Raw genomic sequence first — 24,197 nt, 5'->3', positions numbered from 1 at the left:
TTCAGCCCCCGACTGTGAGATAATAAACGCAGTCGGGGGTGATTTTTTTGCATAGGGTTATATACATAGACATACTGTTTTGCGTGAACTTCATTGTCGATTTTATGCTGTTGCTGTCGGTAAGGAAATTTCTTTCTCTAAAAGCAAGATACCGAAGAATGGTTTTAGGAAGTTTAGTTGGAGCAATTTCGTCATTTGTAATATTTCTGCCGCCGATGAATGAATTTCTAAGCCTTATAATTCGGCTTGTGACGGCTTTTGCGGTAGTTTTTGCAACATTTTTTCCGACAAGCAGAAAATCTTTTCTGAAAGCAGTATCAGCATATTTTCTTATAACTTTTTGTTTCTGCGGAGCTTGTATTGCTTTTTTTATGCTGTTTTCACCGCCTGTTGCTATAAGGAACGGTGCTGTTTATATAGATATTTCACCGATTATGCTTGTAGGAATAATTTTAGCCTGTTACATAATTATTCGGATTATTTGCAGAGTAAGCGGTCGTTCTTTAGCAAGTCAGGAAATTTGTTGGCTTATGATTGAGAATAATGAAAAAAGCGTTAAGCTGATTGCTAAAACGGATACGGGAAATATGCTGAAAGAACCGTTCTCAAATCTACCTGTTATAGTCGCAGAAAGAGAAAAGCTCGAAGTAATTTTGCCAAATGAGATTTCAAATTATCTTGCAAAGACTGTTTCGGTTAGCAATACTTCTTGTGATTATGTAAGCGGTATAAGACTTGTTCCATATAATAGTGTGGGCGGAGAAGGTTTATTACCGGCATTTAAACCTGATTCTATAAAAGTTATTTTAAACGGAAAAAGTATAAAGTCAGAGGCGTATATCGCAGTAACAAATAGAAAACTATCGGAAAGTTTTTCAGCAATAATTCCATCAGAAATTATATTAAATTAGCGGAGGAAAACAGTATGAATATTTTTCAGAAAATTATATGTATAGTCAAATTTAAGCTGCTAAAGTATAAGCTTTCAAAATTCGGTGAGGTTCATTATATAAACGGTTCAGAAACACTTCCTGCACCACTCAAAAAAAACGAGGAAGAGTTGGTAATGAAAAAATTAGCCGAGGGCGACGAATCAGCAAGAGAAACTTTGATTACGCATAATTTAAGGCTTGTAGTGTATATTGCAAAGAAGTTTGAATCAAAATCGGCAAGCGTAGAGGATTTGATTTCTATTGGCACGATAGGTCTTATAAAGGCGGTGAGAACCTTTAATCCCGAAAAAAACATTAAGCTTGCGACCTATGCTTCTCGCTGTATCGAAAATGAAATTCTTATGTTTCTTAGAAAAAGTTCACAGCAAAAAAACGAAATTTCTATAGATGAACCGCTTAATGTTGATTGGGACGGCAACGAACTTCTTATTTCAGATATATTGAGTTGTGATGAAGATAGTGTAAACTGCAATATTGAGCGCGAATCCGAACATAAGCTGTTACTTATGGCTGTAGATAAGCTATCAGCAAGAGAACGGGAGATTATGGAACTCAGATTTGGTTTGAATGGTAAATGCGAGCATACTCAAAAACAGGTTGCAGATAAGCTGAAAATTTCTCAGTCTTACATATCAAGGCTTGAAAAAAAGATAATTGCAAGATTGAAAAAAGATTTAGAAATGTCAAATTTTATATGATAATAGGGGTTTTGGCTTTTGCCAAGGCCCTTTTTACTTGCGTTGTTAATAGTTCTTTATTACTCATAATTTACGAATTGTTCTTTTTTTGTGTATTGACACACAAATTTATGAATGATATTATAAAATATAGATTTTTAAAATTTTTGTTGAAATATGCAATAAATGAAATGAGGTTATTTACTTGATAAAAAAATCACTTGCACTAATTATGGCAGCGATGATTGCTATGTCGTTTACAGCTTGTAATGGTAGCTCCAATGAAGAATCTTCTGTTGAATCTACTAATACATCATCTTCCGCAGAAAGCAGCGTTGCATCAGAAGCCGAATCAAAGACTACATCAAATTCAGAATCAAGCACCACATCATCTGAAACAAGCCAATCTACTAAGTATTCAATTTCAGATTTGAAAATTCCAGACAGTTGTGGACCGCTTTTAAAGCCGGCGTTGCAGGAATTTATGAACACAATGGATTCAGAAAAATATCTCATAAAGTATTCTGTTGAATATCTTACAGAATCTACGAATGGCAAGGTTGTTAAAGGTGTAAATACTGTTAAGAGAAGTGGCGACAAAATATCTTCATTTATGGAAACAGAAGACTATGACGCAAATCTCCAAATAGTTAAAGATAATAAAGTCTATGAAGTTGATGACAACAAAAAGACTGTAACATGGGCAAATGTAGAGGAAGGCCTTGTTGATAACTTTACAGTTTATACCGCAAATATTTTCTATATCAACACGCTTGAACTTTGCGGAAGTGGCAAAGAAACAATAAATGGCAAGGAATATGATTACGAAGAATATAAAGAACCTGAGAATGCCAGTTCTGCATCATCAACGACATCTTCTGAATCATCGGGAGAAAATAGCGTTGTAAGGGCAAGATATTATTTTGATAGTGACGGAAAGTTGGCAGGCTTAAAGCATACACAGGGAGATTATTACTATACAACAATGATTCTTGAGCTTAGCCAAAATGTAAGTGATTCTGATTTTGAATATCCATCAGATTATAAACTTACAGAGAGAAGTGAACTTTCTGAGGATTCAGTTGCTTCTTCAACATCATCTTCAACTTCATCAAACTAAAATAGGAGTATTAAAATGAAAAGATTTTTTGCAATTATATTATCAGCACTTATTCTAACTTCTTTTGCAGCTTGCAATAATAATTCTGCAACTGAAACAAACACTTCTAAAGCAGAAGGCGGAACATCAAGTTCTACATCAGAGAGTGGAAACAAGAGTTCCTCAGATTCAAATTCAGGAAGTAAGGTTTCTTCTGAAACTGATAGCAGTTCTTCAAAATCAGAAAGTAAATCTTCAGAAACCGCATCTTCCTCAGAAACTTCTAATACAAACAAGCTTTCAAACGCTTCTATGGCAAAGGCTGCAGGAGCTTTGCTCAAAGATGGCTTACATAATTTCTTTGTAGAGCTTGACGAGGATAAATATCGTCTTGAGATTGATATGTCTACAACCACATCTGATAAATCTAAGATTGTTATAATAACTCGTGAAGGAAATGATATTTCTGCGGCAACAGGCGACTCTAAGGATAATCTTAGCAAATCTATCATTAAGGATAACAAGGGCTATGTTATTGATGATACAGAAAAGACTGTAACTTGGTCTGAGTTTGAGGAAGGCTATGCAGAAAACTATACAGAATATCTTGCACAGCTTTTCTATATTACCGATATAGAAATGATTAAGAGTGGAAAGGAAAAATTTGGCGATAAGGAAATGGAATATGAAGAATATAAAATCTTAGCCTCCTCATCGTCTTCAACATCTTCTGATGCTTCAAAAGCTGAGGAACAGCATGTAAGATATTATTTCGATAACAAAGAATTCAAGGGAATGAAAATTATTAACGGAAATGATTATTATTCCCTCAGAATTGCTTCTATGACACATGAAATTCCTAATGGAGAATTTGATTATCCATCAAATTACAAGCTTGTTCAGGCAAAAGAATATTCATATACAATAGATGGTTCTTCAAGTGCGGAATCAAGCAAATCTTAAACAAGTTCAAACTCTTAATAAATCAGAGAAAACCTCTTGCCAAAAGGCGAGGGGTTTTTAGCATATTTTTGAAAAAAAGCTTGAATAAAACCTAAATATATCATAAAATTATAATAAAATTTATAAGTTTGGAGAGAAAGTTGTGAGAATTGGTGCGTCGACAGCTTGTTTATATCCTATGGAAACAGAAAATGCCGTAGCTACGCTTATAGAAAATGGATTTCGCATAATAGAAATTTTTTTCAATTCATTTTCTGAACTTGAGCCTGAATATCTTGAAGAACTTCATGAATATATTCTGAAATATGATTGTGAGGTTGTGTCTATACATCCTTTTTTATCGAGAATAGAGCCATTTCTGTTTTTTTCAAATTATGAACGGAGATTTTATGATACTGTTGATTTTTACGAGAAATTTTATAAGGCGGCTCAAATTTTAGGCGCCAAAAAACTTATACTTCATGGAGGTGCTTTTCCGGATAGATATAAACTTTCTGATGAAGAATATTGCAGACGCTTTGAAATTCTTGCAAAAAGGGGAGAGAATTTTGGAGTAGATATTCTGCACGAAAATGTAAATAAATTTCGTGCGTCATCGCCTGATTTTATAAGAGCTATGAAAAGAATAATTCCGGATAATGCAAAATTTACGCTCGATTTAAAACAAGCTGTGCGTTCGGGATATAGCCCCTTTGAAATTCTAAATTCAATGGGAGATGGCTTGAAACATATTCATATAAATGACCATATGGACGAAAAAGATTGTCTTCTTCCGTTTTGCGGAAACTTTAATTATAAAGAATTTTTTTTAGAATGTAAAAAGATTGGTTACGACGGAGATATTATTATAGAAGTTTATAGAACTAATTTTAACAATGTTTCAGAACTTATGGAGAGTGCAAAATTGCTTTCTAAAATGCTTTTATAGAATAATATAGATAAAATAAATTTGATTTTTGTCTTGAAATAAAAATATATTAAAATTATTCAAAAGTGCTTGAAGTTATTAATAAAATATGGTAAAATTTATGGTACTTGAATTGTTTTAAAAACTTTATTGTTAGGAGGATCAATATGTTAAAACATATTGTTTTTTGGAAAATCAAAGACAATGAAGATAAAGAAAAAAATATGGAACAAATGGTCAAGATGCTTTATTCATTGGACGGAAGGATTAAAGGTCTTGAGTCTGTTGAACTTGGCTACAATTTAGATTCCTCATCGGAATATGATGTTGTTCTATATTCTGTTTTTAAATCTCCCGGAGCTTTGAAATTCTATCAGAATCACCCAGACCATGTTAAGTGTAAAAAATTTATTTCAACTATTGCAGAAAAAAGAGTAGCTTTTGATTTTGTGCCAGAGGACCCTGATTTCTTGGATATAGAACCTGACATACTTGATTTTGAAAAGAAAAAAGAGCCTATACCAGTTGTAGATATAAGAGAGCCTAAACTTGCCGAACCGCCTATTGAAAAGATAGAAGCACCAAAATCTGATGATAAAAAATTGCAGATAGATGTTTCTGATATTCAAACCTCTTCAAATGAATATCAAAGTCTTGTAAGGCCTGTTATTCCGGGTATAAATGCTCCAATTGATTTTGTGCCAACAGAAGAGCCTGAACCAGATTATAATATTATCCCTGATTTTATACAGAAGTCTATTAAAGAAGCTCAGGAAGATTATGATGTTTTAGAGGCTATTGTTGATGAAGAAGACCCTTATGGCTTTGAAGTTGCGAGTGAGCCTGAGAAACCAATCGAGGTTGAAAAGCCGGTTGAGGCTGTAAAACCATTTGAGGTTGAAAAGCCAGTCGAAGCTGTAAAACCAGTCGAGGCTGTAAAACCATTTGAGGTTGAAAAGCCAGTCGAAGCTGTAAAACCAGTCGAGGTTGTAAAACCAGTCGAGGTTGAAAAACCAGTTGAGGCTGAAAAGCCAGTCGAGGTTGAAAAGCCAGTCGAGGTTGAAAAGCCAGTCGAAGCTGAAAATCCGGTTGAGGTTGCAAAGCCAGTTGAGGCTGAAAATCCGATTGAGGTTGCAAAGCCAGTTGAGGCTGAAAATCCGATTGAGGTTGCAAAGCCAGTTGAGGCTGAAAATCCGGTTGAAGCTGAAAAACCGGTTGAGGTTGCAAAATCAGTGGAAACTACTCCGATGCCTTTTGAATCAAAACCTAAAGTAAGTGAAGCAGATATTCCTCCTATACCTGTAAAACATAGAAAATCTCGTTTGTTTGGTGGCAAGAAAGAAGAGGAAGAGAATACTTCAAAAGAAGTTGATATGACAAACAAATGGCGTTGTCCATCATGTGGTCGTGTTAATGCTAATTATGTTGGTACTTGTGGCTGTGGCGCATCTAAGCCTTTAGATAATTTTGGTTTTATGTCAACAGATAATAGCTCGGAGTCTAAGCCTGAAACAAAGCCAGCACATGAAGAAACACCATCAAACGCATGGAGATGCCCTAAGTGTGGCGCTTTACATGCGAATTTTATAACTGATTGCAGATGCGGTTATGTTAAGCCTGATGGCTTCACAGTAAATCCATTGGTAGGTGGTTTGAACTCTGATAATTCAAATAATCTTCCGCCATTTGCTCCTATGAGAGCGGTTGATATTGAATCTAAACCTCAAAGAGAAATAGGTACAGATATGCCTAAACCTGCTCCAATGGAAATTTCTTCAGTTGATAAAGAAAAGATTCGTGATTTGAAATTTGGTGAACATAAATTAGGCTTTGGTAAATCAGCTTCAAACGAGCCTAAGAAATCAGGGCCGCAGTCGGTTCAAACAAAACCGGAAAAGAGGTCATTCTTCGGACGCAAGAAGAAAGAAGAGGAAGTTAAGCAAGAAATTGATATGACTAAATTCTGGAAATGCCCAAAATGCGGAAAATATAATCATAACTATGTTGGTACTTGTGGTTGTGGTGAAACAAAGCCGTTTGATTTTGATTTCGGAGCAACTACTAAGGAAGAAGATACTTCATTCATTCCTAAATCAAATGCTTGGAAATGCCCTCAGTGCGGAAAACTTAACAATAACTTTGTTTCTATTTGCCACTGCGGATATAATAATTCGGATACGACTGAATAAAATTAATACATTTTAAGAAAATAAATAAGACAGTACAATTTGTAAACTATGGACAAGTTGTACTGTCTTTTATTTTTAATCTTTTCTTTTTTTGATTTTGGAAAGAGGATTGCTTTCAGCAGCTTTTTCCATTTGTGTGTTTGAAAGATGTGTATAGATTTCTGTTGTGCTGAGACTTTCGTGACCAAGAATATCTTTGAGTATTCGAATATCAACATTTCCGTGCTGATACATAAGAGTAGCGGCGGTATGCCTTAGTTTATGAACAGAATATCCTGTAGAACCATTTAATGATGTAAGACCGATTTCGGAAAGATATTTTTTGACAAGCCATTGAACAGTTTTAGGGCTTATTCTATTTCCATTTCTGCTGATAAACAGAGCGTTTTTATCCTTAGATGACTTAATGCTTCCATTAGGGCGAAGGGGGAGGTAGTCTTTAATTGCAGATATACAGGCTTCATTCAGATAAACTATTCGTTCCTTACTACCTTTACCGAAAAGCCTTAGAGTTTTTTCTTCATAGTTTATATCGGTGAGATTTATTCCGACAAGCTCAGAAAGACGCATACCACAATTCAGAAATAGTGTCAATATGCAATAATCACGCTCTTTATATTTTCCGTCAACAGTATTGAGAAGTTCTATGCTTTGCTCTAAAGATAGAAATTTCGGAAGCTTTTTTGATAATTTTGGGGTATCAAGTCCCTTAGAGGGGTCGTATTCGATTAAATTAAGCTTTTGATATAAAAAATTGAAAAAAACTCTTATCGCACAAGATTTTCTTGCACGGGCCGCCGCTCCGTTATGTCGTGCATTGATACAATAGTTCATAAAATAGCTTATATCATTAAAACTGATTGTTTTTATGAAATCAAGGTCTATATCATCTATTGTGATTTTTTCTTCGTCGATATTTTGGTCTACGATTCCCTTGTGCTTTTTCATATATCTGAAAAATGTACGCAAACTAATAAAGTATTCATTGACAGTATTTTCTGAGCGGCCTTTTACATTCTGCATATAGCTTAGAAATTGCTGTAAAAGTTCAAAGGATTCATCAAGATATTGCTTTTTCATAAATTTACCCCCATAAAAAGCATCTAATTTAATTATAACATAATACCTCTATAAATTCAAAGTTTCGACAGAGCGGTGACAAAAATTTATTGAAAAATTTGTACTAAATTGCATATTTTTTTATTAACAAATTCTTGAAAAATATGTAAATATTGTATATAATGTTCTTGTACGATTTTTTAAGCTGTTATTATATTATTTATGAGGAGATTTAATGAAACAATTTAAAATTATTTTGGCAGCATTAGTTGCAGCAACTATGATTCAGGCAGTTCCTATAACTGCAAATGCAAAAACAGACAATGATACTTCGAAATCAATAGTCACACAAAATACTGTACCGGATAAAATCATAAAAACTATTGATATTCAAATTGAAGCAAAAAGTGGTTCGGATATTACATCTAAAGTTCAACAGGCCCTTAATGTCGCAAGAGATTTTGCGATGGATAGTGTACCGTATAGAATTATTATTCCTAAGGGTACTTATACTATTTCTTCCACACTTGAGATTTATAGTAATACACAGATTTATGCAGTAGGGGCTCATATAATCAAGCAAAACCTTTCAGGAGGTATGCTAAGGACAGCTTTTCCAAGAGGTGGAAATCAACTTTATGGATATTCAGGATATAAGAATATTAAGATTGTTGGCGGAATCTGGGACGGAAATTCAGAAAGTCCTAAATATGGAGAAGGAAAGTGCAAGGTATTTTCAAGCTTTAGATTTGCACACGCTACCAATATAACACTTGAGAATCTTTCTGTAACCAATAATGTAGGTTCACATCATGTGGAGCTTGGAGGTATTGATGGCGTTACAATCACAGACTGTACTTTTGAAGGTTATAAGGACGGTGGCATTTCTGGCGGCAAAGAAGCGATTCAGCTTGATGTTATGTATAGTTCTGATGTTTTTATAGGATATCCTGCTTTTGATGATACGCCTTGTATAAATGTGAAAATATCGAATAATAAATTTAAGAATGTAAACAGAGGTGTGGGAAATCATACTGCCGTAAACGGAGTTTATTTTGAAAATATAGAGGTTACAAACAATATTTTTGAAGATATTACACAACAATCAGTTATTGCACTAAACTGGAAAAATTGTAATATATCAGGCAATACTATGAAAAATGTAGGTTCTGGTGTGGATTTTAAGTATATGGAACCAAATTTGTATAATAATCCTAAGGTTGGCAATGCAAAAATAGATTCAAATGCTAAAGCAACTATCTCAAAAAATATTATATCATTAAGTAAAAATGCAGATACAAATCTTCCATATGTTTTTGGTATTCGTGCATGGGGTATGACTATTACAGAATCAAATAATAAAAATTCACTTCCGGAAGAAAATTACTATGTTGAGGATGTGAATATTTCTGATAATAATATTACTGCATTTGGCAAGGTTAATGCCGGAATTTCCGGAAGATTAATGAATGATAGTAAAATCTATGAAAATGTAATAGATTTTTCAAATTCTAAAGGAAGTGAAGATAGCAGAGGTATCTATCTAAAACAAAGTAATGGTAATAGAATAGAAAATAATAATTGCCATAAAATTAACGGTTCCGGCGGAAATGGTATACATCTTTCGGCAAGCGATAAAAATATTATAAAGACAAATACTGTTACCGAATGTACCGGAAGCGGTATTTCACTTAATACTTATTCAAATGAAAATCAGATTATAGGCGGTAGCGTTTTCGGAAACCTTGTAAATGGGATTTCTTTAAATTCAAGCAATGCAAATACTATAAAGAATATAAGCAAAATTAAGGGTAATGGTAATTATGGAGTTGCGCTAAGTAGTTCTTCAAGCGGTAATAAAGTTACAGATGTAAGTGCTGATTCAAACAAAAAGAGCGGAATAGCTATACGTGGTTCAAGCTCAAATAATATACTTACAAATAATGTTTCTAAAAACAATGGCGGAAATGGTATTTTGATTTATAATTCTAACAATAACACTGTAAATCCATCTTCTTTCTTAGCTAATAATGATTACGGAATTACAATTTCAGGAAGCAGTAAATCGAATAAAGTAACTTCATGTAATTCAAGTAATAACCAAAAAGGTCAAATTGATATTACAGGTAAATCAAGTAACAATAATGTTGATGTAATAAGGACAAGCAGTGAGGCAAAGGGTATGATTCCGAGCGTTCCGCAAAATGCTAAGCTTGGAAGTCGTACATCTAATAAAATTAAAATTCAATGGAGTAAAAGTAAAAATGCAAGCGGATATTATATATATCGCAAAGACAGCAACGGTACTTATAAAAAAATAAAAACTATTGAGGGAGGTTCGGTACTTTCTTTCATAGATAGCGGATTGACTCCGAATAAAATTTATTCTTACAGAGTCACTGCCTATTATAAATCAAATAATAATGTTATAAACTCAAGCTATGCTAATAATATAAATTGCTCAACACTTCTTAAAGCGACAGATAAGTTTACAGGAACAGCTACTAAAAATACAATAACTCTTAAATGGAATAAAGTTTCAGGAGCTACAGGCTATTATGTATATAAATATGATGCAAAATCAAAGAGATATAAAACGCTTATAACACTGAATAGTGCAAATAGCCTTTCTGTAAAAGTGACTGGTCTTAATTCAAATACAAAATATAGTTATAAAGTTATGGCCTTTAAGAGCACAAATAGCGGTACTTTAAAAGGAGATGCTTCAAAAACTTTATCTATTACAACTAAGAAATGAGATTAAAAAAATCTATTGACAAAGCATTTTTAAAGTGTTATATTAGCATTAGAAATCAAATAGATTAAATGTAATGATAAGGAAGCGTTTTTCAAATACGGTTTCAAAAGAGAGCAGAGGTCATCGGCTGAAAGCCTTTGTGGAAACTATGATTAACGACACCGCCTTTGAACATTACTGCGAAATAAGCAGTAACGCCTGCCTGCGTTATGGACATTAACGAGATGACGGATTTTTATTATATTATCCGTTAAGCTTGGGTGGAACCACGGTGAAAATTCCCCGTCCCAATGTATCCTTAGTGATGTTTTGGGGCGGTTTTTATTTTGTCTGTTTGGTAAATTCTATTTTAATAAGGAGCTGTTGAAAAATGATTAAGGTAATGCTTAAAGACGGAGTTGTTAAAGAGTATGAGAGCGGAACAACAGTTGCAGAGGTTGCAAAGTCACTTGGTGCAGGACTTTATAAGTCTATGTGTGCCTGTAAGATTAATGGTAATGTCTGTGATGTAAGAACTCCACTTACAGAGGATTGTGAGCTTGCTATCCTCACTTTTGATAATGTTGATGGTAAAAAGGCTTTCTGGCATACTACATCTCATATTCTTGCTCAGGCTGTTAAGAGATTATATCCTGAGGCAAAGTTTGCTATTGGCCCTGCGATTGACACAGGCTTTTATTATGATTTCGATGTAGAAAAACCATTCTCTCCTGAGGACTTAGAAAAGATTACAGCGGAGATGAAGAAAATCGTTAAGGAAGGACTTGAGCTTGAAAAGTTTGAGCTTTCTCCTGATGAGGCTGTTAAACTTCTTGAGGAAAAAGACGAGCCATATAAGGTTGAGCTTTGCAAGGAACACGCAGATAAGGGAGAGCCAATCAGTTTCTATAAGCAAGGCGAATTTATAGACCTTTGTGCAGGTCCTCACCTTATGTCTGTTGCTCCTGTAAAGGCTATTAAACTCACAGCCTGTACTGGTGCATACTGGCGTGGAAACCAAAATAATCGCCAGCTTTGCAGAGTTTATGGTGTTTCTTTCCCTAAGGCATCTATGCTTGAGGAACATCTCAAGATGCTTGAGGAGGCTAAGGAGCGTGACCACAACAAGATAGGCAGAGAACTTGAGTACTTCACAACTGTTGACTATGTAGGTCAGGGACTTCCTGTACTTCTTCCTAAGGGTGCAAGAGTTATTCAGCTGCTCCAGAGATGGGTTGAAGATGTTGAGCAATCAAAGGGCTGCTTGTTGACAAAAACACCACTTCTCGCAAAGAGAGAACTTTATAAGATTTCAGGACACTGGGACCACTATCTTGATGGTATGTTTGTTCTTGGTGACCCATATGACGAGGAGAAAGAGTGCTTTGCACTTCGTCCTATGACTTGCCCATTTCAGTATCAGGTATTCCTCAATAAACAGCGTTCTTACAGAGAACTTCCTATGAGATTGACAGAAACATCTACACTTTTCAGAAATGAAGCAAGTGGCGAAATGCACGGACTTATCAGGGTTCGTCAATTTACAATCTCTGAGGGACACTATATTCTCCGTCCTGACCAGCTTGAGGAAGAATTTAAGAACTGCCTTGAGCTTGCAAAATATTTCCTTGATACAGTAGGTCTTCTTGAGAACTGCACATTCAGATTCTCTCAGTGGGACCCTGAAAATAAGAATAATAAGTATGAAGGTACAAAGGAACAGTGGGAAGAATCTCAGGCTGTTATGAAGAAGATTCTCGACCATATTGGACTCGATTACGAAATCGGTATTGACGAGGCTGCATTCTATGGTCCTAAGCTTGATATTCAGTATAAGAATGTTTTCGGTAAGGAAGATACAATCGTTACCATTCAGATTGATATGCTTGAGGCAGAAAGATTTGGAATGTACTATATCGACAAGGACGGTCAAAAGAAAATTCCTTATATTATTCACAGAACTTCACTTGGTTGCTATGAAAGAACTCTTGCTTATATGCTTGAGCGTTTTAATGGTGTACTTCCACTTTGGCTTGCACCTGAGCAGGTAAGACTTCTTCCTATCAAGTCAGTTCATAACGAATATGCACAGTCTATCGCAGATAAGCTGACAGCACTCGGAATGAGAGTAACTGTTGATAGCAGAGAAGAAAATATCGGCCCTAAGATTAAGAATGCAAGACTTGAGAGGATACCATATATTCTTGTTATCGGTGATAATGAGGTTGCCTCTAATACAGTTACAATTCGTTCAAGAAAAAGAGGCGAGATGCCTAATACTCCTGTTGATGAATTTATCAATATGGTTAAAACAGAGGTTGATACTAAAGAAAAATAATCTTTGTCTTAATTCTGAAATTCTATTATTAAATTAGCTATTTATCTATATTCAGCACAGCTCGGGTTTCGGGCTGTGCTTTTTTTATATATCATCTTTAAATATTATTGATAAAAACATTTTGATTTTTAGCAGAAATCAGTAAAAAATAACAAAATTATTCTGTATTTTTATACAATATTATAATTTAATTTTTGTTAGTTTATACTAAAAGTCTTCAACTTGATATAGCATACCGCACGAATGTGATAGCGGAAAATGTAAAGTTTTCTGTAAGTATTGACAAATTGAATGAAATCGTGTTTAATAAGATTAAGGAAATTGAGAAACTATATTTTTATAGTGGTAGATAAATATTATTGCATAATAAAATAGTATTGTTTGATAAATATTATGCTTTTTAAAATTTCGTCGAACTTATCTTGGTGTAAATTCGGAAATTTATTTTTAAAAAATCTATACAATAGAAAATATATAATTTCGTGTGATATAACATTCAAACTTAACATATTAAACTTCCGAAGTGAAACCGGTATTTTGTCGGCAAATGACAGGTGGTGAATTTTATGCTGAAATTTGAAGGAACGGCTATATCTATGGGTTACGCTATCGGAAAGATTCATTATTTGAACAATCCTAAGAAAAATATCCCAAGATATACAATACAAGATACAGAAAAAGAAATGGCAAGACTGATGGAAGCAATAGATATAGTTTATGACCAGCTAACTGTTTTGAATGAACGGGCGAAAGAGAGTATTGGAAATAAAAACGCCTTGATTTTTCAATTTCATCAGATGCTTTTGAATGATAATTCCCTTAGAGATTATTCGAAAAATATAATAGTAAATCAACATATGAATTGTGAATATGCGGTTAAAAAAACTTATGAGCATTTTTATAATATCTTCGCTAACTTAGAAGATGATTATATGAGAGAGCGTGCAGATGATATTGTTGATTTATCTAATAAATTACTCAATGTGCTTATGTCAGAAAATGAGGCAAATAAGGTTAATATAACTGAACCTCTTATTATTGCAGCAAGAGAGCTTTATCCAAGCGATACACTTTCTTTTAAGAAAGAAAATATTCTTGGTATTGTTACTAATGTTGGTTCTTTTACTTCTCATGCGTCTATTATATCAAGGATTATGGGTATACCTTCTATGTCTAATACTACTGCGGTTTTAGAGCGTCTGAATGGCAGGTATGCTATTCTTGACGGAGAGCAGGGAATACTATATGTCGACCCACCGGAAGGCTTGCTTTTGCAATACAAATCTAAGAAACAAAGATATGAAGAATATCGCAATATGCTTAATAGTCAAAAAAATCTTCCTACCGTAACTTTAGATGGAAAGAAAATAGGACTTTTGGCAACAATAGGTTCTATAGACGGCGCTCAAGTTGCAATAGATAATGATGCAGAGGGTATAGGATTTTTAAAGAGTGATTTTCTTTTTGCGGGTAGAGCCTCTTTACCAAGTGAAGAAGAGCAATTTATGGCATATAGAGCAATCTCAAAAACTATGGGAAAAAAGGTTACGAGAATATGTATGCTCGATATGCTTCCGGAACAGGAGTGTAGCTATTTTAATATATCAAAGGAAAATAACCCTGCTATGGGTATGCGAGGAATAAGACTTCTCCTTGAAAATCAAAGCATACTTAAAATGCAGTTAAGAGCTATATACAGAGCCTCAGCTTTTGGCAAGGTTTCTATATGTATTCCTATGGTATCATCTGTAAGCGAGGTACGCTCATTCAAAAAGACAGCTAAAGAAGTTCGTGATGAATTAAAGCGAGAGGGTATAAATTATGACCCGTCAACACAAATAGGAATAATGGTAGAAACACCTGCGGCGGCGGTTATAAGCGATATTCTTGCCGAAATGGTAGATTTTATAAGCATAGGCACTAATGATTTAACTCAATATACCTTAGCTGTTGACAGAAATAATGAGGACCTTATAAATTTCTATATAACAGCACATAAAGCGGTTCTAAGGCTTATTAAGCTTACCATACAAAACGCTCATAAGGCGGAAATTCCTGTTGGGATATGTGGTGACCTTGCCGCTGATAAACGACTTACAGAAAAATTCTTGAAATATGGTGCCGATAGCTTTTCAGTTATTCCGAGCAAGATACTTGAAATGCGTTCTGAAATAAGAAAAGTAGACCTCAAAGAAAAGAAATCAAAATAAAGGTGATTAGATGGATTCAAAACAGCGAGCATTGCTTGCGGTTGAGGCTTTAAAAAAAGAATATCCTGATGCGATATGTTCGCTTGTTTATACTGAGCCATTACAGCTTCTTATAGCGACAAGGCTTGCTGCACAATGCACAGATGCAAGAGTAAATATGGTTACTCCGGCATTATTTGAACGTTTTAAAACAGCGGAAGATTTCGCAGAAGCCGATGTGTCTGAGGTGGAAAAATATATTCATTCCTGCGGACTTTATAAAACTAAGGCGAGAGATATAGTTGCTATGTGTAAGATGCTTGTTTCAGATTTTGGCGGAGTAGTACCTGATACAATCGAAAAGCTAATAAAGCTTCCGGGTGTAGGAAGAAAGACAGCAAATTTGGTTGTGGGGGATATTTTCGGAAAACCTGCTGTGGTTGTCGATACTCATTGCATAAGAATAACATCAAAGCTTGGATTTCATTCAATTAAGGATGCAACTAAGATAGAAAAGATATTGAGAGATGTTCTTCCGTCAGAAGAAAGTAATGACTTTTGTCATAGACTTGTGCTTCACGGCAGGGCTGTCTGTGACGCACGAAAACCCAAATGCGATAAATGTTGTATGAATGGTTTTTGCGAATATTATATCCAAAATAAAAAAAATTAAAAATTGTGTGAGAAAGTGTAGCAGAGAAATCTGCTGCACTTTTTGTATGAAAGCTAAATGTTAGTTTATACAAGATTTATTGAGTGATTGTGCGTCCTTGCTGTGAATTTGTACCCAAAGGCTCTGTTGTAGGTAAGCATCTTTGGAAACTACAAGCCTTTAAAAAGGCTTGAGCGAAACTTTTAATTTTTATCAAGCTCCTGTTAATTAGCAATTAAATTTTGCTTAGAATTTCAAAAAGATGTTCCCTCAAACGGAAAAATATGCTATAATCAATTTATATCATACCGAAAGGATTGAATTTGATGAAATACGATGCCCGTCCATGTCCGCTGGTTAAGAAAACTCAGCTGACTGACACAATTTTTGATTTTAGAATTCTGAATAAAGAGCTTGCAGAAATTGCTAAGCCCGGACAATTTGTCCATATTCGTGTTCCGGGAAAAACTCTCCGCCGTCCGATTTCAATTTGTGATATAAACGGTTCAGAGTTTCGTCTTGTATTCGAGGTTCGTGGAGAGGGTACTGATATACTTTCGCAAACAGAAGTTGGCGGAGAGGTCGATATGATTGCTCCTTTGGGAAATGGCTTTAAGATAGAGCCGGACCAAAGAACAGTATTTATCGGCGGAGGTATTGGTGTACCTCCTATGTTATATGCGGCAAAACAGAGCAATAATGCAGTTACTATTACAGGTTTCAGAGATAAGAGTGCCGTTATACTTGAGAAAGATTTTAAATCAATCGACGAACATATTCTTATGACAGATAATGGCTCGGCAGGTAGACAGGGTTTTGTTACAGAGGCTCTGAAAGATGTTATAGGAAATGCTGATATGGTTTGTGCTTGTGGACCAATGGTTATGCTCAGAGGCGTTGCAGAAATTGCTCGTCAAGCAGGTGTGCCTTGCCAGATTTCTTTGGAGGAAAGAATGGCTTGCGGCGTTGGTGCTTGCTTAGGTTGTGCTGTACTTGTCAATAGAGAAGACGGCACACAAGGCTATAAGCATGTTTGCAAAAATGGTCCTGTATTTAATGCAGAGGAGGTTGTATTCTGATGGCAGATTTAAGCGTAAATATTGCAGGTGTAGAATTTAAGAATCCGATTATAGCAGCTTCGGGAACTATCGGTTTTGGCCACGAATACAGCGAGTTCTATCCGCTTGAAGAATTGGGAGGAATCTCTTGTAAGGGAATTACCCTTAAGGAGCGTTTGGGAAACCCTCCGCCAAGAATAGCAGAAACTCCATCAGGTATGCTTAATGCGGTCGGACTTCAAAACCCCGGTGTAGAGCATTTTATAGAAAAGGACTTGCCTTGGCTTCGCGAGCAGAACACAGTTATAATTGCAAATGTTGCAGGAAGCACTCAGGAAGATTACTGCAAAATGGCTGAGCGACTTTCCGACACTGATATTGATATGATTGAACTGAATATTTCTTGCCCAAATGTCAAAGAGGGCGGAGTTCAGTTCGGTACTTCTTGCGAATCCGTTGGTGCTATTACAAAGGCTGTACGCAAATATTGCAAAAAGCCACTTATAGTTAAGCTTTCACCGAATGTTTCTGATATAGCTTCCATAGCAAAAGCAGCAGAGGCAGAGGGTGCAGACGCACTTTCCCTTATAAACACTCTAACAGGTATGAGAATTGATATAAATACACGCAGACCAATTATAAGAAATATTACAGGCGGTATGTCAGGTCCGGCTGTATTTCCTGTTGCAGTAAGAATGGTATGGCAGGTTGCTAATGCTGTTGATATTCCTATAATAGGAATGGGCGGTATTACTACTTGGAAAGATGCTGTTGAAATGCTTATGGCAGGTGCAGACGCACTTCAAATCGGTACAGCACTTTTCACAGACCCATATTCTCCAGTAAAAATCAGACAAGGCTTGAATGATTATCTCGATAGAAACGGTATGAAGTCTGTAACAGAACTTACAGGTACTGTTATAACAGGCTGAGTTGATGATTCATATAGTCGTTGGTATAGGGGAGAATAGTAATGACAAAGATAATTTTAGTCCGCCATTGTCAGGCAGAGGGAAACGAAAAGAGATTTTTTCAGGGAAGAATAAATACAGAGATTACCGAAAAGGGTAAAAGACAGATTGAGGCTACTGTAAACAAGCTTAAAGATGAGCCGATAGATGTTGTTTATTCAAGTCCCTTGAAACGTGCATTTGTTACGGCTAAAAGTATTGCGGAAAGCCATAATATTTCTGAGGATAAAATCATTCTTGATGATGACCTTATGGAAATAGACGCAGGAATCTGGGACGGAATGTATATAAAGGATATTGTAAGACTTTTTCCTGAACAGAGCGATAACTGGGATAATCACCCAGAACGCTTTAATCCCGAAAAAAGCGAAGGAATGGAAAGCGTTTATCAGCGTGCCGGCAGAATGTTGAGAAAGCTTATTGATAACAATGAGGGCAAATGCGTATGCGTTGTATCGCATGGCTGTGCTATAAGAAATATGCTTTGCAATGCCTATGGAAAGCCGATTGATGAGCTTAAAACAGTGCCTTGGGGAACAAATTGTGCGATAAGCACCATTGTTGCTGATGATGATTGGATTGAAGTCGTAACTGAAAATGATACAGAGCATCTCAAGGATATACAGTAGTTAAACGAGCTTGCAGAACAGTTATAGCTCGGTTCGGAAAATAATATATTCAAAGGAAATATCGTTATGATTATAATGTCGGTCGATTTAGGAAAAGTCAGAACGGGCTTAGCTGTATGCGATAAGAGCGGATTTCTTGCATCACCTGTTGGTGTGATTACAGAAAGAAATCCCGAAGTGCTTGCAGATAAGATTGCAGAGAAAGCAAAGGAACTTAAAGCGGAAAAAATTGTCCTCGGACTTCCTAAAAATATGGACGGTTCTGAGGGCGACAGTGCTAAAAATGCAAGAAGCTTTGGTGAGCTTTTGAAGCAAAAAACGGGTTTAGAGCTTATTATGCAGGACGAGCGTGGTACGACTATGACCGCTCACAAATACTTAAACGAAACCAATACAAGAGGAAAAAAGCGTAAGGCTGTTGTTGACAGCGTTGCGGCGGTTATTATTTTACAGGATTATCTTGATAGTGAAAGGAGCAGGCTATGAATTTTTTAAAAGGGAAAAAGTTGCCTATAGGGCATTTTTTCCTTGCATTAGCCGCAGGGCTTATGCTCTTTTTGCTTCCGACAGAAGCTAAGGTTCAATGCGAACAGCAATTCTGGTTACTATATGTTCTTTCTGTTTCTGTTGCAATTACAGTTGTTTTACTTTTGATTGTAAAAAAATATGACGTTATGGGAGTTGCACTTATAACGGCAACGAGTCTTTTAGCGATACGGTTTGTATTTGAAACCATAGCCTCAGCAATAAACGGAAATTCAAAGCCACTCGGCGAGGAACTTACGCTTTATGATATGATTTCATGGGTGCTGATATGGTTTATACCATTTGCAATAACTACAAGCATAAAGCTTTTCGCAGTTGCTTCATGGAATACAAGAGAAAAGCGATATGGCTTTTCAAAGTTTTTATTTCTGAGCAGTATGGCATTGCTTATTATCTATGTTATGATAATTTTTTGTAAAGATATATTTCCGTTTAATAGTAATTTCAGTGGTGACAGACAGGTTGTAGTTGTGCCATTTATGCGGATAGTAAAATGCTTAACAGAGGAACATACTACCGGTATTTTCTATATTCTATGGCATTGCGTCTTGTTTATTCCGATAGGATTTTTCCTACCTATATTTATCTCTAAAATCAGACTTGTTCCCATAATTCTTATAGGAATAGCTAGTGGAGCATTCTTAGAGCTTTGTCAACTTGTTCTTAATACCGGTTCAGTATGTTTAGATGATATTATAATGTATACTATCGGTGCTATGTTTGGATATGGCTTAAAGCTTCTGATCGAAAAGACAAGGAGCGTACTTACTCTTGGGCATGATACAAATATGTTAAAACTTTATTATATTGATAAAAAGGACGAATAATAAAGATGCCACGAATAATGGAGCAAATTATGTGCATAAAATAAGTTGGACTAAAAAGTGTAGTAGAGAAATCTGCTACACTTTTTATTGGTTAACTTTAGCAAAATAAAACCCTAGCTCTGCTAGGGAGGTAAAAAATTACATAGTAAAAAGACCTTCTGGTATGATAGAAGTGCGGTTGGCCGACTGCACAAATAAGAATATCAGGAGGTCTTTTTAAAATCCGTGAGTTCGATGAAAAAATAGAAAAAAGAAAAACTGCCCAAGATTTGATATAATGGAAACATAAAACAAACACCAACCAAAAGAAAGGACAGATTTTCATGGAAGAACTATTAGCAATATTTTGCGATATTTTCCTAAAATAGTCAGCTATAACCGCTTTGTAGAAATTATGAAAATGTCAATAGTTCCATTAACATTATACCTTATTGAAGTATAGAGTTAGCAAGCGTACATGAATAAGTTTTATTGATTCTACCACTCTGGATGTTTACAATTCTTATAGAATTTATTCCCATAAAGTATTCAAAGACTTTGCACAGCGTGGAAAAAGCTCTACAGGCTGGTTTTATGATTTCAAGCTTTACTTGGTTATCAATGATATGGAAGAAATTTTGTCAGTTTGCCTTACTTTTGGCAATGTTGATGACAGGAATTGGCAAGTCGTTTCACGATTAACAAAAGAGTTATATGAAAAATTGTTTGCTGACAGAGCTTATTTGTCTAAAAAGTTATTTAAAAAATTTTTGAAAATAATATTGCCTTAGGTAACGAAACTTAATAAAAATATTAAAGGCAACGGTATAATACAAAACGCTGATGGTCTGCTGATAAACGCCGCCTTCTTGATTTTGATCGCCTGTCTCGCACACAGCAATATAGTTCGCCATCGGAACTGTTACGAGCTCTGGATTGTTTTTGGCATGTAGAATTCTTTGTACTCTTTCTTAAAATCAAAAGCCATAGCTTATCCTTGCATTTCTTTTATCAGCGGTTATGAAAACTGAAATTACTTTTTTCGTACACTATCAAAGTGTAACTAAAGCATTTTTTCTGCTTCAATAACTGTATAAAATATTCCTTCGCAAGCTTTGCTTCAGTTACCAAAAAATGCTGCTTGAGCCAAAATTTTTATGCAGATAGATTGGTTTTGGTATAGTTCAACATAATCCGTATATATCTTTCGGCATTTAATGTTTTAGATATTGCTTTCACAATAAAAGTGCTGCTCCCTTTTCCTTGCTGGTCCTTTGCCACCATAAGAAGTCAGATAAAGGCATTTTGGTCATTCCGATGGTATTGCAGCACATAGTGCTCCATGCAGCCGGGGCGGTAGACATTTCAGAATGACTCACGAGGCAGGTTTTCGATCTTTCTGTAATCGTTCTTAGTTTCAAGGCGGATCGTTATATTCGTTTCTGACATAGCTTTTCTCTTTATCTCTTATCAATGATTTTATCGATCAGCCCATAGGCAAGGGCTTCCTGCGCCGACATATAATTGTCGCGTTCTGTATCGGCGGCAACCTCCGCAAAGGATCTTCCCGTATTTTCTGAAAGAATGCGGGTAAGCCGCTGTTTGTTTTTTTGCATTTGCTCAGATACGATCTGAATGTCCGTAACTGGGCCGTGCACACCGTTTCCGCCGATTAGCGGCTGATGTATCATAATCTCTGCATTGGGAAGCGCGATCCGCTTGCCCTTTGCGCCGCCTGCCAGCAGGAAGGCGCCGAAGCTTGCGGCCAGACCGATGCATATGGTAGATACATCACACTTGATATACTGCATGGTGTCGTAAATTGCAAAACCGGCTGTGACCGATCCGCCCGGACTGTTGATATAAAGCTGAATATCTCTGTCCGGATCCTGTGCTTCTAGAAAAAGCATCTGGGCAATAATCGAACTGGCAGATGTGTCCGTCACTTCTTCGCCGAGAAAAATGATTCGGTCGGATAGCAGCCTAGAAAAGATGTCATAGTTCCGCTCGCCGCGGCTGGTTTGTTCTATCACATAAGGAATGATACTCATATAAATTTTACTCCTCTATCTCTTTTGGTTTCATACAAAACAGGTGAATGCCCAGCGCTGCATTAAATCCCGTCGCGGCAAACACGCTGAAGCGCTCAACAATGCCGAAGTAATCGACCGGTACAATTTTCATGCCCATTGCGCCGACGAGCATCATGCCGAGGGCGATCGCCGCGCATACTCCGTAAGAGCGGCAGGCTTTATTTTTCGTTCCGGCGACGATGATAACGGTCAGCGATACGATGGACAGCATCACCACTAAAGCGGTGATGACCATGTGCATAACATCCTGAAACGCACCGGCATAGCCGCTGTCACTGAGTGGAAACATCCGGTAGCCGACCGCTGAGATCCACTCCATCACGGCAAACAGATAAATTCCGGAACGGAGCAATTTGGTTTTCTGCCCATGGATGCCGATGCAGACAACAGTTGCACAGACAACCTCGCACACATTGTAAAAGGCACTGAGCTGATTCCACAGTGCTAGCGACGGTGCATTGGTAGCACTCAGATCGCTGACTGCCTGCGACATCCAGTTGTACCCTGGATAGGCCAGCGGTGCAAACACCACGGCCGCCGTGTACGAAAGAAAGCTGACAACACCCAATAGTCCAAGTTTTTGTATCAAAGATTTTTTCATGGTTTTCCTCCTAAAAAAATGCAGTGCGTGACCACAAAAATTGCGGTCAGCACTGCGTCTTTGCGTCTGGCTGATTGATGATTTCTATTTGAAAATTTTGCGCATTTATGATACGCTCTTGTTTGCACTTGGGGCAAAAGAGCGGAAAGTCCTTCAGCACCGTCCTTTGCAGGAGTCGCAGCCGTGTTTTTGCTCCGCAAACCGGGCAAAGGATCCATTTTTCATCCGACTTACTCACGGCTTTCACCTCTTTGCGAACTGCTGCCATGAACCATGCGAAAAAAGAGCCGCACATGGTTTTGGAGCTTATCCAAACACTCGTGCTCTCTTTCCGGCTGGCGGTCACAAACTCCTATGAGCGTTACTACCGGAGCCACATACATCATGGCCAGTGCATCCGGATTTTCTGCGCAGATCTCGCCGGAGGCGATCAGGGTACGGAAAATATCAGCGTGATAGTTCAGGATGCGTTCCACATATCGTTTGGAGTAGAGCGTCGCCAACTCCGGTGAACGGAATTGTTCAATGGTCATCATGCGGCGAAATCGGCTGATCGCTTCGTTGTGGAGAGAATACTCGAAGATCTGCTGTACCTTTTCAAAAAGGGCGTTTTCGGTGATCTCCGTAAAAACTGGAATATCTTTTTGCGCATTCTGCACATGAATGTTGATCTTATCTGTATCCGCCTCATACTGCGCCGCCGTGGATTCTACGATGGCGTCAAAAATAGCCTGTTTGCTTGGGAAGTGGTTATAAAGCGAAGGAGCTTTAATGCCCACCGCTTTTGCAATTTCTCCCACGCTGACGGAATCGTATCCCTGCGTAGAGAACAGCTCCAAGGCTTTATCCAAAATTCTCTGCTTTGTATCCTCCTGTTTCATAACCAAGCCTCGCTAACTAATATTCGTTAGTTATATTATAATCATTTTTTGCAAAATGTCAAGAGAATACGCTTACAATGTTCGTTCAGTTCTCAGTCTTTCTAATCCAATTGTCCAGAAACTGCATTTGTTCCTCGGTATGGAACCAATGCTCGCCGCCGGGCATGATAGTCAGATCTGCATGGTGCTGCTTTGCAAATGTGGATACCGTTTCTATAGATGTCAGGTTATCGTGCTCGCCGTACAGAATGCAGGTGGGAACATTCCATAAAACCGGGTGTTCACGCACATAACAAAGGTAGTACCAAGACAGCATTTCCCCGAAATTTGTGGCGATTTCCAATTTCTCTGCAAGATCCCGTTCGGTCACATTTGACCATTGCATCATCTTGCAAATCAGGTTTTCCATATCCACGACCGGGGAGACAAAAAAAGCTTTGTCAACCAGCGTTTCATCCAACGAGGATAACGCAAAATAGGCACCGATGCTGTTTGCAATCAAGGTGAGGTGCTTGCACCGGTTTTTCTTTTCAGCAAAAAATGCGAAAAATTCTTCTTTGGCTTCCCAAGGTGTTTTGGAACGGTAATCAAACCCAATCACTTCATCATTCGGAAAGAGCATTTTGTAGTGTTCGGCTTCCTGCGCAGAACCGCCCTTTCCGTGGACATATATCATTAAATCTTTCATTTTATCCTTACCCTCATTTGGTGTTCTATGGCATCCATCTGCCAAATTATAATTTTACTTCTACGGTTTTACCATAACATACACTTTTTTCTGCCAATAAGCATCATTGGACCATAGTCAATAAAGTAGACAAGTAAAAGAGCAAATTTACAAAAGATTCA

Annotated in this window: 22 protein-coding genes and 1 other annotated feature; of the genes, 16 read left to right on the top strand and 6 right to left on the bottom strand. The window is 36.8% G+C overall.

The window, feature by feature from the left end; all coding sequences use genetic code 11:
• Positions 1–47: 47 nt before the first annotated feature.
• From ACLU24_RS06180 to ACLU24_RS06155, 6 genes are all read left to right on the top strand, one after another.
• On the top strand, positions 48–911 hold the full coding sequence (locus ACLU24_RS06180; RefSeq protein ID WP_412611082.1) for a sigma-E processing peptidase SpoIIGA: 864 nt from the start codon (positions 48–50) through the stop codon (positions 909–911).
• A gap of 14 nt (positions 912–925) precedes the next feature.
• A complete protein-coding gene (gene sigE, locus ACLU24_RS06175; protein ID WP_412611081.1) occupies positions 926–1,651 on the top strand; it encodes an RNA polymerase sporulation sigma factor SigE in 726 nt (241 codons plus the stop codon).
• Positions 1,652–1,835: 184 nt separating this feature from the next.
• Positions 1,836–2,750 carry a hypothetical protein gene (locus tag ACLU24_RS06170; protein ID WP_412611080.1) on the top strand — a complete coding sequence of 305 codons (915 nt, stop codon included), beginning with the start codon at positions 1,836–1,838 and terminating at the stop codon, positions 2,748–2,750.
• A gap of 15 nt (positions 2,751–2,765) precedes the next feature.
• Positions 2,766–3,692, top strand: coding sequence for a hypothetical protein (locus tag ACLU24_RS06165; RefSeq protein ID WP_412611079.1), 927 nt, complete (start codon positions 2,766–2,768; stop codon positions 3,690–3,692).
• A 142-nt stretch (positions 3,693–3,834) separates the two neighbouring features.
• Positions 3,835–4,620, top strand: coding sequence for a sugar phosphate isomerase/epimerase family protein (locus ACLU24_RS06160; RefSeq protein ID WP_412611077.1), 786 nt, complete (start codon positions 3,835–3,837; stop codon positions 4,618–4,620).
• A gap of 146 nt (positions 4,621–4,766) precedes the next feature.
• Positions 4,767–6,788: a Dabb family protein gene (locus ACLU24_RS06155; protein WP_412611075.1), complete on the top strand. Its 2,022-nt coding sequence runs from the start codon at positions 4,767–4,769 to the stop codon at positions 6,786–6,788.
• Between the two features lie 75 nt (positions 6,789–6,863).
• On the opposite strand, the gene ACLU24_RS06150 is transcribed toward ACLU24_RS06155, so the two are convergent.
• Entirely contained in the window at positions 6,864–7,868 is a 1,005-nt protein-coding gene (locus ACLU24_RS06150) for a tyrosine recombinase XerC (protein WP_412611074.1), read from the bottom strand.
• A gap of 214 nt (positions 7,869–8,082) precedes the next feature.
• On the opposite strand from ACLU24_RS06150, the gene ACLU24_RS06145 reads away from it, so the two are divergent.
• From ACLU24_RS06145 to ACLU24_RS06100, 10 genes are all read left to right on the top strand, one after another.
• Positions 8,083–10,605 carry a right-handed parallel beta-helix repeat-containing protein gene (locus ACLU24_RS06145; RefSeq protein ID WP_412611072.1) on the top strand — a complete coding sequence of 841 codons (2,523 nt, stop codon included), beginning with the start codon at positions 8,083–8,085 and terminating at the stop codon, positions 10,603–10,605.
• Between the two features lie 64 nt (positions 10,606–10,669).
• Positions 10,670–10,898: a binding site (T-box leader), on the top strand.
• A 77-nt stretch (positions 10,899–10,975) separates the two neighbouring features.
• Entirely contained in the window at positions 10,976–12,922 is a 1,947-nt protein-coding gene (gene thrS, locus ACLU24_RS06140) for a threonine--tRNA ligase (RefSeq protein ID WP_412611070.1), read from the top strand.
• A 566-nt stretch (positions 12,923–13,488) separates the two neighbouring features.
• The gene (gene ptsP / locus ACLU24_RS06135; protein ID WP_412611068.1) at positions 13,489–15,132 is read left to right on the top strand and encodes a phosphoenolpyruvate--protein phosphotransferase; all 1,644 of its coding nucleotides are present in this window, start codon (positions 13,489–13,491) and stop codon (positions 15,130–15,132) included.
• A 10-nt stretch (positions 15,133–15,142) separates the two neighbouring features.
• On the top strand, positions 15,143–15,784 hold the full coding sequence (gene nth, locus ACLU24_RS06130) for an endonuclease III (protein ID WP_412611067.1): 642 nt from the start codon (positions 15,143–15,145) through the stop codon (positions 15,782–15,784).
• A gap of 305 nt (positions 15,785–16,089) precedes the next feature.
• Positions 16,090–16,842, top strand: coding sequence for a dihydroorotate dehydrogenase electron transfer subunit (locus ACLU24_RS06125; protein ID WP_412611066.1), 753 nt, complete (start codon positions 16,090–16,092; stop codon positions 16,840–16,842).
• A complete protein-coding gene (locus tag ACLU24_RS06120; protein ID WP_412611064.1) occupies positions 16,842–17,753 on the top strand; it encodes a dihydroorotate dehydrogenase in 912 nt (303 codons plus the stop codon). The genes ACLU24_RS06125 and ACLU24_RS06120 overlap by 1 nt, the downstream gene beginning before the upstream one ends.
• Positions 17,754–17,794: 41 nt before the next feature.
• The gene (locus ACLU24_RS06115; RefSeq protein ID WP_412611062.1) at positions 17,795–18,421 is read left to right on the top strand and encodes a histidine phosphatase family protein; all 627 of its coding nucleotides are present in this window, start codon (positions 17,795–17,797) and stop codon (positions 18,419–18,421) included.
• Positions 18,422–18,487: 66 nt separating this feature from the next.
• Complete coding sequence (ruvX, locus tag ACLU24_RS06110; RefSeq protein ID WP_412611060.1) at positions 18,488–18,907, top strand: Holliday junction resolvase RuvX; 420 nt, start codon at positions 18,488–18,490, stop codon at positions 18,905–18,907.
• On the top strand, positions 18,904–19,794 hold the full coding sequence (locus ACLU24_RS06105) for a VanZ family protein (RefSeq protein WP_412611059.1): 891 nt from the start codon (positions 18,904–18,906) through the stop codon (positions 19,792–19,794). Before ruvX ends, ACLU24_RS06105 begins: the two co-directional genes overlap by 4 nt.
• A gap of 461 nt (positions 19,795–20,255) precedes the next feature.
• Positions 20,256–20,564, top strand: a complete 309-nt coding sequence (locus ACLU24_RS06100; protein WP_412611327.1) for a transposase — start codon at positions 20,256–20,258, stop codon at positions 20,562–20,564.
• 669 nt (positions 20,565–21,233) lie between these two features.
• On the opposite strand, the gene ACLU24_RS06095 is transcribed toward ACLU24_RS06100, so the two are convergent.
• From ACLU24_RS06095 to ACLU24_RS06075, 5 genes are all read right to left on the bottom strand, one after another.
• Positions 21,234–21,824 carry an ATP-dependent Clp protease proteolytic subunit gene (locus tag ACLU24_RS06095; protein ID WP_412611058.1) on the bottom strand — a complete coding sequence of 197 codons (591 nt, stop codon included), beginning with the start codon at positions 21,822–21,824 and terminating at the stop codon, positions 21,234–21,236.
• A 7-nt stretch (positions 21,825–21,831) separates the two neighbouring features.
• Positions 21,832–22,467: a DUF998 domain-containing protein gene (locus ACLU24_RS06090; RefSeq protein WP_412611057.1), complete on the bottom strand. Its 636-nt coding sequence runs from the start codon at positions 22,465–22,467 to the stop codon at positions 21,832–21,834.
• Between the two features lie 46 nt (positions 22,468–22,513).
• Positions 22,514–22,735: a cysteine-rich KTR domain-containing protein gene (locus ACLU24_RS06085; protein WP_412611056.1), complete on the bottom strand. Its 222-nt coding sequence runs from the start codon at positions 22,733–22,735 to the stop codon at positions 22,514–22,516.
• Positions 22,698–23,348 (bottom strand): TetR/AcrR family transcriptional regulator, encoded by a 651-nt coding sequence (locus tag ACLU24_RS06080; RefSeq protein ID WP_412611055.1) that lies wholly within the window; start codon positions 23,346–23,348, stop codon positions 22,698–22,700. Before ACLU24_RS06080 ends, ACLU24_RS06085 begins: the two co-directional genes overlap by 38 nt.
• A gap of 85 nt (positions 23,349–23,433) precedes the next feature.
• Positions 23,434–24,036 (bottom strand): alpha/beta hydrolase, encoded by a 603-nt coding sequence (locus ACLU24_RS06075; protein ID WP_412611054.1) that lies wholly within the window; start codon positions 24,034–24,036, stop codon positions 23,434–23,436.
• Positions 24,037–24,197: the final 161 nt, after the last annotated feature.

This window comes from Pseudoruminococcus sp., from assembly GCF_047012705.1.
GTDB lineage: Bacteria > Bacillota > Clostridia > Oscillospirales > Acutalibacteraceae > Pseudoruminococcus.
Note: the sequence above shows the minus strand (reverse complement) of the source record. Positions and strands in the feature narration are given on the sequence as shown.